Source organism: Actinoallomurus sp. NPDC050550 (assembly GCF_040655075.1).
In the GTDB taxonomy this organism is placed as follows: Bacteria; Actinomycetota; Actinomycetes; order Streptosporangiales; family Streptosporangiaceae; genus Actinoallomurus.
Map to the genome: position 1 here is coordinate 1 of NZ_JBFAJC010000119.1, position 7629 is coordinate 7629.

The 7629-nt window shown below is 69.6% G+C and carries 9 protein-coding genes; 5 read left to right on the top strand and 4 right to left on the bottom strand.

Features of this window, described 5'->3' with window-relative positions:
• Nucleotides 1-67: 67 nt before the first annotated feature.
• Together AB0I04_RS54645 and AB0I04_RS54650 are read right to left on the bottom strand one after the other, a co-directional pair.
• Complete coding sequence (locus tag AB0I04_RS54645) at nt 68-499, bottom strand: serine hydrolase domain-containing protein (RefSeq protein ID WP_360904823.1); 432 nt, start codon at nt 497-499, stop codon at nt 68-70.
• Between the two features lie 23 nt (nt 500-522).
• Nucleotides 523-1113, bottom strand: a complete 591-nt coding sequence (locus tag AB0I04_RS54650) for a hypothetical protein (protein ID WP_360904826.1) — start codon at nt 1111-1113, stop codon at nt 523-525.
• A 176-nt stretch (nt 1114-1289) separates the two neighbouring features.
• On the opposite strand from AB0I04_RS54650, the gene AB0I04_RS54655 reads away from it, so the two are divergent.
• The 5 genes from AB0I04_RS54655 (at nt 1290) to AB0I04_RS54675 (ending at nt 5647) form a co-directional block, all read left to right on the top strand.
• Nucleotides 1290-2441, top strand: a complete 1152-nt coding sequence (locus AB0I04_RS54655) for a cytochrome P450 (RefSeq protein WP_360904829.1) — start codon at nt 1290-1292, stop codon at nt 2439-2441.
• 70 nt (nt 2442-2511) lie between these two features.
• A complete protein-coding gene (locus AB0I04_RS54660; RefSeq protein WP_360904832.1) occupies nt 2512-3183 on the top strand; it encodes a response regulator transcription factor in 672 nt (223 codons plus the stop codon).
• Between the two features lie 171 nt (nt 3184-3354).
• Nucleotides 3355-4053, top strand: a complete 699-nt coding sequence (locus AB0I04_RS54665; protein ID WP_360904835.1) for an ATP-binding protein — start codon at nt 3355-3357, stop codon at nt 4051-4053.
• Nucleotides 4050-4700, top strand: a complete 651-nt coding sequence (locus tag AB0I04_RS54670; RefSeq protein WP_360904838.1) for a response regulator transcription factor — start codon at nt 4050-4052, stop codon at nt 4698-4700. The genes AB0I04_RS54665 and AB0I04_RS54670 overlap by 4 nt, the downstream gene beginning before the upstream one ends.
• A gap of 170 nt (nt 4701-4870) precedes the next feature.
• The gene (locus tag AB0I04_RS54675) at nt 4871-5647 is read left to right on the top strand and encodes a DeoR/GlpR family DNA-binding transcription regulator (RefSeq protein ID WP_360904841.1); all 777 of its coding nucleotides are present in this window, start codon (nt 4871-4873) and stop codon (nt 5645-5647) included.
• A gap of 47 nt (nt 5648-5694) precedes the next feature.
• Here AB0I04_RS54675 and AB0I04_RS54680 read toward each other — a convergent pair whose 3' ends face one another.
• Together AB0I04_RS54680 and AB0I04_RS54685 are read right to left on the bottom strand one after the other, a co-directional pair.
• Nucleotides 5695-6495: a DUF427 domain-containing protein gene (locus AB0I04_RS54680; protein ID WP_360904844.1), complete on the bottom strand. Its 801-nt coding sequence runs from the start codon at nt 6493-6495 to the stop codon at nt 5695-5697.
• A 207-nt stretch (nt 6496-6702) separates the two neighbouring features.
• The coding region (locus AB0I04_RS54685) for an RNA-guided endonuclease TnpB family protein (RefSeq protein WP_360904846.1) at nt 6703-7629 on the bottom strand (927 nt) is incomplete at its 5' end.

Below are 7629 nucleotides of genomic sequence, written 5' to 3' on the forward strand. Positions count from 1 at the left end.
TCTATAATTCACTGTGCAGGTCTTTAGACGGTTTCTTATACCTATCTCGGTCTCCCGCGCGCGGTCTTTATAGCGGGGCCCGTCCCCCCGTTTGGGCCCCCGCCCGGGCCAGCGCGCCGGCGTCGAGCTCGTCGGCCGGACGGTGCGCGGCCCCGTCCGGCGCCCAGCCCGACCGGTGGGTCAGCAGGTCCCGCACGATGACCTGCCCGCCGGCCGCCGGATCGGCGACCCGGAAGTCCGGGATGTGGTCGCGTACGAGGGTGTCCGGGCCGATGCCCAGGCGAGTGAGCGCGGTGGCGGTGATCAGTTTGCTGATGGAGGCGACACGGAAGAGCGTGTCCGCGGTGACCGGGACCGGATCCTCGACGCTGCGGACGCCGTACGCGCCGTAACTCTCCTCGCCGTCGTCGAGGGAACCCACGCAGACGCCAGGTGCGGCCGGGACTCCGGTCGGCGAGTCCGGCCCATCCGGCAGCCGGAGCGTCTCAGCGAAGTCCATGTCGCCTCCATCGGGGGCACTCGTCAGGCGGACTTCCAGACATAGCCGACCGGGCCGTCCGAGTGCCAGCCCTTCCTGACGAGCGCCTTGGACTCGGCCTTGGTGACGACGCGCCACTGGTTGTTCCAGGCGACGCGCCAGAGCAGCACCTTCTTGGCCGGGCTCTTGGAGGCGTAGCCCAGGACGCCCTCGTACACGAAGTTCCCGGACCGCACCAGCTTGTCGCGCTCCTTGGTGGAGAGGGTGACGATGTAGGAGGAGAACGGCTTGAACCGCAGCCGATACAGCGTGATCGAACCCTTGAACGGCTTGCCGTAGATGTAGCCCAGATTGTGCTTGATCTGGGTGAACTTGTACTTCTTTACGGCGTTGACCGCTTCTGTCGGGTTAGCCGTGTAGAAGTAGCCCTTCCCGCCCGTCGTGCGGAACTCGTAGAGCTTGAGCCGGCCGCGGGCGGTGGCGTCCAGCTGCTGGGGCGCCGGAGCGGCGGCCTGGACGGGCTGGTGGTTCCCCGCGGCGCGGGCCGTGGAGGAAGACTGCGAGGACCCACAGGCCGCGAGCGTCATTCCGGCCACCGCGAGAGCGATGGACGCACCGACTGCGCGAGTGAACATTGTCACCTCAATGGGATCGGAAGCAACGAACGGAACATTCGACGAAAGGGTCACACAAGTCGTTCCGCGTCGCTTGTCGTTTCAACTCTCACAGAAATGTCGTCGGCCTATCGCTTGCTTGGTCCGCTCGCTACCCTTGGCGAGAGCGATGTCCCCTCTCGCGGAGGAGAAGCGGCGTGGAGATCGATCTGCTGGACGGGGAGATGTACGCCGGCGACCCTTCGGAGGTCTACGCGTGGCTGCGGCGGGAGGCGCCCGTCTACCACGACGAGGCCAACGGCCTCTGGGGCGTCTCCCGGCACGCCGACATCCGCGACATCGAGCGCGACCCGCGCCTGTGGACCAGCTCCGGCGGCTACCGCCCGCAGATCGCCGCCGACCCGTCCATGATCGGCACCGACGATCCCGAGCACGCCAGGCGGCGTCGCGTCGTGTACCGGCGGTTCACCCCGCGAGGCGTCGCCCGCTACGCGAACCGGATCCGGGCGACGGCGGTCGAGCTGATCGAGACCGCGCTCGCCGCCGGAACGGTCGACGCGGTGCCGGCCCTGGCCGCGCCGCTGCCCGCCCGGATGATCGGCTGGCTGCTGGGCTTCCCCGACGACGCGTGGCCGAAGCTCGTGCACTGGTCGGCGACCGCGGTGGTCGCCGGCGGCGGGCGGCGATACATCACCGAGGAGGCCGCGATCGCGGCCGGCGAGTACGGCGAGGTCGTGGTCGGCATGGCGCAGGACCGGCGTTCGTGCCCGGCCGACGACCTGCTGTCGGTGTGGTGCGCCTCCGAGGAGTACGACGACGATCGCCTGGCACACGAGGCCCTGCTCCTGCTCATCGGCGGAGCCGAGACGACCCGGACCGTGATCGCCACGGCGATCGACGCGCTGATCCGCCACCCGGACCAGTGGCAGCTGTTGCGCCGGAACCCCGTCCTGCTGTCCGACGCGATCGAGGAGTTCATCCGCTGGACGACGCCGGTGCTCAACATGTGCCGGGTCTCCTCCCGGGAGGCGACGGTCGCGGGCGTCACCGTGCCGGCGGGCTCCCAGGTGCTCCTCATGTACGGGTCCGCGAACCGGGACGAGACAGTGTTCACCCGGCCCGAGGTGTTCGACGTGACCCGCGAGCCCGGCGGCCACATCGCCTTCGGACTGGGCTCCCACTTCTGCCTCGGCGCGGCCCTCGCCCGGCTCGAGCTGCGGATCTTCTTCGAGGAGTTCCTGGCGAGGGTCGCCTCCGCCGCCTGGGCCGACGCCGAGGGGCCGCGCATCCTTCCCAACGCCTTCGTCCGCGGTGTGATGGAGTTCCCGGTCGCCTTGACGGGTTTCTAGTCCGATTACACCGGGCCGTCTCCGTCAAATGCGGGATCTGTGATGGCGCCGGTTCGGCCATCCTCGTGCCATGAGGTCCATCCGTGTCCTCATCGTCGATGATCACGCGCTGTTCGCCGAGTCGCTCGCGGCCCGGCTGGCCGCGGAACCCGACCTTGAGGTGCTGCCCGTCGCGGGCGACGTCCGGCGCGCCTCCGCGCTGGTCGCCACCGAGGCGCCCGACGTCGTCGTGCTCGACTTCGTTCTCGGCGACGAGAGCGGGCTGGACATGCTCGACCTCCTGCGACGCCGCCACCCGCCGGTGCGCGTCGTGATCCTCAGCGCGATCACCGACCTGGCCCCCATGGTGACCGCGCTACGGCACGGCGCGGTCGCCTGGGTGCCGAAGACGGAGAGCGCCGACCTCGTCGCGCGGGTGGTGCGCGGTGCGGCGGGGCGGGGCGGCTGGATCCCGCCGGACGTCCTCGGCGACGTGCTCCGCCGGTTGCTCACCACCGGGGAGCCGACCGAAGGCGTCCTGGCCCGGCTCACGCCCCGCGAACGCGACGTTTTACAGGGCATGGTGGACGGGCTGAACCGGACGTGGATCGCGGACCGGCTCGGCCTTTCGGCCAACACGGTGCGCACCCACACGCAGAACCTGCTGGCCAAGCTCGGTGCGCATTCGACGGTGGAGGCCATCACGATCGCCATGCGCGCCGGGGTCACGCCCGCCGATCCGCACGACGGGTCGCCTCCCTGACGCGCGTATGCGCTGCGACGCCCGGATTACAAGCACGGTTCACGCACAGTGACGCCATGACCACCTGTGGCCAGGTCCGGTCTGGTTGCGGCCACTCACCTGGACACCCGCGTCGTACAGGGTGACCGTCGATACGGTCGGTCGTCCACATACTTGAGACGGGGGTCTTAAATGATCAGTGCGCAGGCTCGATCGTCGCCGCCGAACCCATCCGCGCTCGTCGGCTGCGTCGCGAAGCCCGAATCGCCGCCCCGCGACACCGAGACCGGCGACCCGGCGCTCTGGCGTCGCCGGATCCGCCACGACATCCGCCACGAACTCGGCACGATCATCATGCTCGCGTCCGCCGTCGCGGTCTCCGACGACATCGGCCCCGCCAGCCGGGAACGCGTCGAGGCGCTGCTCGGTGAGACGCGCTGGCTCGACCATCTGCTCCGGCAGCTCGACGCCGAGGAGGAGGGGCAGGTGCCGGTCGGCCCGGAGCGGGTCCGGGTGGACCGGCTCGTCGGCGAGATCGCCGCCGGTCTGCGGCTGTCCTCGCCGCGCCGCATCGGGTTCGCCGGCGGGCCGGCCTGGGCGCACATCGATCCGCTCGCGCTTTGGCGCGCCGTACGCAACGTCCTGGACAACGCTCACCGGATCGCCCGGGAGCGCGTCGAGGTGCTCGTGAGCGTCGAGTCGGGCTGGACGGTCGTCCAGGTCGACGACGACGGCCCGGGGTTCGGCGCGGGGACGAGCGGCCTGGCCTCTCTCGGGCTGGGCATCGTGAACGACCTGGTCTCCGAGTACGGCGGCATGATCGAGATGCGGAGCTGCGAGCTCGGCGGGGCGCGAGTGCGGATCCTGCTGCCCGCGGCGGACCGTCCATGAGGGTTCTCATCTGCGACGACCACGCCGTGTTCGCCGACTCGCTCGCCCTCGTGCTGCGCGAGAAGGGGCACGCCGTGGTCGGCGTGGTCTACTCCCCCGACGCCGTCCTGCGGCTGCTGCCGGAGGTGCGCGCCGATGTGTGCCTGATCGACCTGCAGTTCCCCACCGGTTCGGTGCTGAGCACCCTCCCGACGCTGGTCGCGGCCGCGCCGCAGACCCGGTTAGTGGTGCTGACCGGTTCGACGGACCCGGGGACGGTCGAGGCGGCCCTGGCCGCCGGGATACGCGGCGTCGCCCACAAGGGTCAGCAGGCGGGCGAGATCGCCGCCCTGCTGACCCGGGTGCACGCCGGCGAGGTGGTCGTCGATCCGGAGACGGCCGGCCGGCTCCCGTCCCGTGCCCGCACCGAGGCGCAGCGGCTCGCCGACTACCTCACGCCCCGCGAACGCGAGGTGCTGACCCGCCTCGTCCGCGGCGAGAACACCGCCGGCCTCGCGCACAGTATGAAGATCACCCGCAGCACCGCCCGCAGCCACGTGCAGAGCGTCCTGACCAAGCTCGGGGTCCACTCCCAGCGAGAGGCCGTCATCGTCGCCGCGCGGCACGGCCTGGTCAGCGTCAGCACCGGCGAGTGGCTCCTGCCCTGACCCCGCCGTTCGCCCGCACTTCGGGGGAACACTCCCTTTACTCCCGCAACATGTTCATTCGTGCGCGGTCGGGGCGATGTACGATCATTAAAGCTCAGGCATGGCAAGTGGTCTAATCGTTGACCTGCACCCTGCCTACCGCACTGAGCAACTGGCGGAGGGAGGCGCGGGTGAGCAGATACGAGCGCTGGAACGACCTGCTGTCGCTCCTGGCGAGCCGGGGGCGTCTCAGCGTGGAGGAGGCGGCGGCCGAGCTGACCGTCTCGACCGCGACCATCCGCCGCGACTTCGACCAGCTCGCGCAGCAACAGATGCTGACCCGCACCCGCGGCGGCGCGGTCGCGCACACGGTCACCTACGATCTGCCGCTGCGCTACAAGAGCGCACGCCGCGCATCGGAGAAGCAGCGCATCGCGGCGGCCGCCGCCGAGCTGGTGCAGCCCGGGGCGGTCATCGGCGTCAACGGCGGCACGACCACGACCGAGCTGGCGCGGGCCCTCGCCACCCGAGCCGACCTGCACGCCGAGAACGGCTCACCCGCCATCACGATCGTCACCAACGCGCTCAACATCGCCAACGAACTCGTCGTACGCCCGCACGTGAAGATCGTGCTGACCGGCGGGGTCGCGCTGCCACAGTCGTACGAGCTGGTGGGCCCGCTCGCCAACGGCGTGTTCGACCAGGTCACGTTGGACATCGCGTTCCTGGGCGTGAGCGGCCTCGATGTCGAACGCGGCGCCACCTGCCACAACGAGGACGAGGCGAGCATCAACCGGCAGATGGCGATACGCGCGGAGCGGGTCGTCGTCGCGGCGGACAGCTCCAAGCTCGGCGAGCGCGCCTTCGCCAAGATCTGCGGAGTCGGCGAGATCGACATCCTCGTCACGGACGCGAGCGCCGACACCCGTTCCTTCGAAGAGGCCGGCGTCAAGGTCGTCCACGCCTGACCGGCCCGGATCACCCGACCGTACGGCGGCCGGCAACGGCCGGAGGGTCAGGACCAGCGGGATCGCGGGCGTTCCTGTGGCTCGCCGTCGATCTCCAGGTCGACCTTCTCGTTGAAGAAGCACACCAGGTCCCGGACGCGCTCGGCGTCGTGCAGCGGCTCCTCGTACGTCCAGGCGACGTCCTCGCCGCCGTACGACCAGTAGCCCGCCCGTCCCTTGTAGGCGCACCAGGTCTCGGTGCCGGACGACTTGAGCAGGTCGAGGCGTACGTCCTCGCGGGGCAGGTAGTAGCGGACCGGCAGGCCGGTCTCGAACAGCACCGTCGGCCGCTCGGACTCGGCGAGCACGGTGCCGTCCACGCTCACCCGGACGCGCCGGGTGCTCCGCAGCACATCGATGCGGCTGTACGGGTCGTGCGGGTGGGCGACGACCTGCTCGTCCTCTTCGTACCAGGCGTCCATGGCGTCCCAGTAGAACGCGACGAAGCCCTCCAGCCAGGGCGCGATCGGGTCCGGGTAGCCCCATACGGCGTTCTCGGCCGTACGGCCGCCGGCGGAGATCGTCCAGTACGAGGCCTGACCCTTCACCGGGCAGTGCGTCGTGTGGTCGGTCGGCTTCAACAGGTCCATGCGCACGTCGGCGACCGGGAAGTAGTAGACGGGCAGGAGCCCGGTCTCGAAGAGCAGGTGCGCGCCGGTGCTGTCGGCGATCGTCTCACCGCCGAACTCCACGCGGACGCGCTTCGGCGTCGGTTCGAAGTAGAGCAGGTGACGCGGGGCGGCGACGTCCCCGTTGAACACTCCGGCAGGCCTTCCGGACAGCGGGGCTCCAGGCAACGTGAGGCTCATGTCCGAGAGAACCTCCGCTCCGGGCGAGGAATTCCGGGCGCGAGCGGAGCGGTCGTGGGGACCCCCCGTCCACGCGGGTGACCGGATCAGGAGTACTGCGCCACGATCTTCGTGTAGTCCCATGGCTGCTGCGGTTGACGGACCAGAAGTTGGCTTCCTTCCCCTCCTGAAGGAGGGGATTCCCATCGGCCTTGTGGCCGGCCCGGCTTAGGCCGGGCGCCTCACGGCGCGGGTTTCCTGGTTCAGCGCCGACTGCGGAAGGGAGGACCCTCGCCGTCTTACACCAGCTCCACAGGCATCACCAGGGTCACCCCTGGCTACGGCTCGACCAGCCGCAAGGATGTTCTTGGCCGCGTTGATGTCCCGGTCATGCCGGGTACGGCAGATGGGGCACGTCCAGTGCCGGGTCGAAAGGCTCAGCTCAGCGAGCAGGTGCCCGCAGATCGAGCAGGTCTTGGAAGAGGGGTACCAGCGGTCGATCACCACGAGAGTGCGGCCGGCGCGTTCGGCCTTGTACTCCAACTGCCGCCGGAACTCCCCCCACCCCGCATCGCTGATCACACGCGAGAGGCTGCGGTTCTTCACCATGTTGGTGACAGCGAGGTCTTCGATCACGATCGTGTCGGCCCGACGGACCAGGTTGGTGCTGGTGCGGTGCAGGAAGTCGTTCCGGGCGTTGCGGACCTTGCGGTGGGCGCGGGCGACCTTCGCCTTGGCCTTACGCCGGTTCATGCTCCCACGCTGGCAGCGGGCCATCCGCCGCTGGTAACGGGCAAGATTGCGGGCCTTGCGCTCGAGATGGCGGGGGTTGGCGATGCGTTCCCCGTCGGAGGTGACTGCGAAGTCCTTGATCCCGAGATCGACGCCGATGGCGTGCCCGGCAGTCTCCAAAGGGCCGGGGGCTTCGGTGTCGATGGCGAACGTCACATACCAGCGGCCGTCCGATTCGCGGGAGATGACCACCATCGTCGGGTTCAGCGCGGACACCTCCACGCTCTCAAAGGACCACACGAACGCCAACGGTGCCTGGGTCTTCGCCATGTACAACTCGCCGTTCTTCATGCGGAACGCCGAGCGGGTGTAGTGCGCGGTCTGCCGGGAGCTGCGGTTCTTAAAACGCGGGTACTTCGCGCG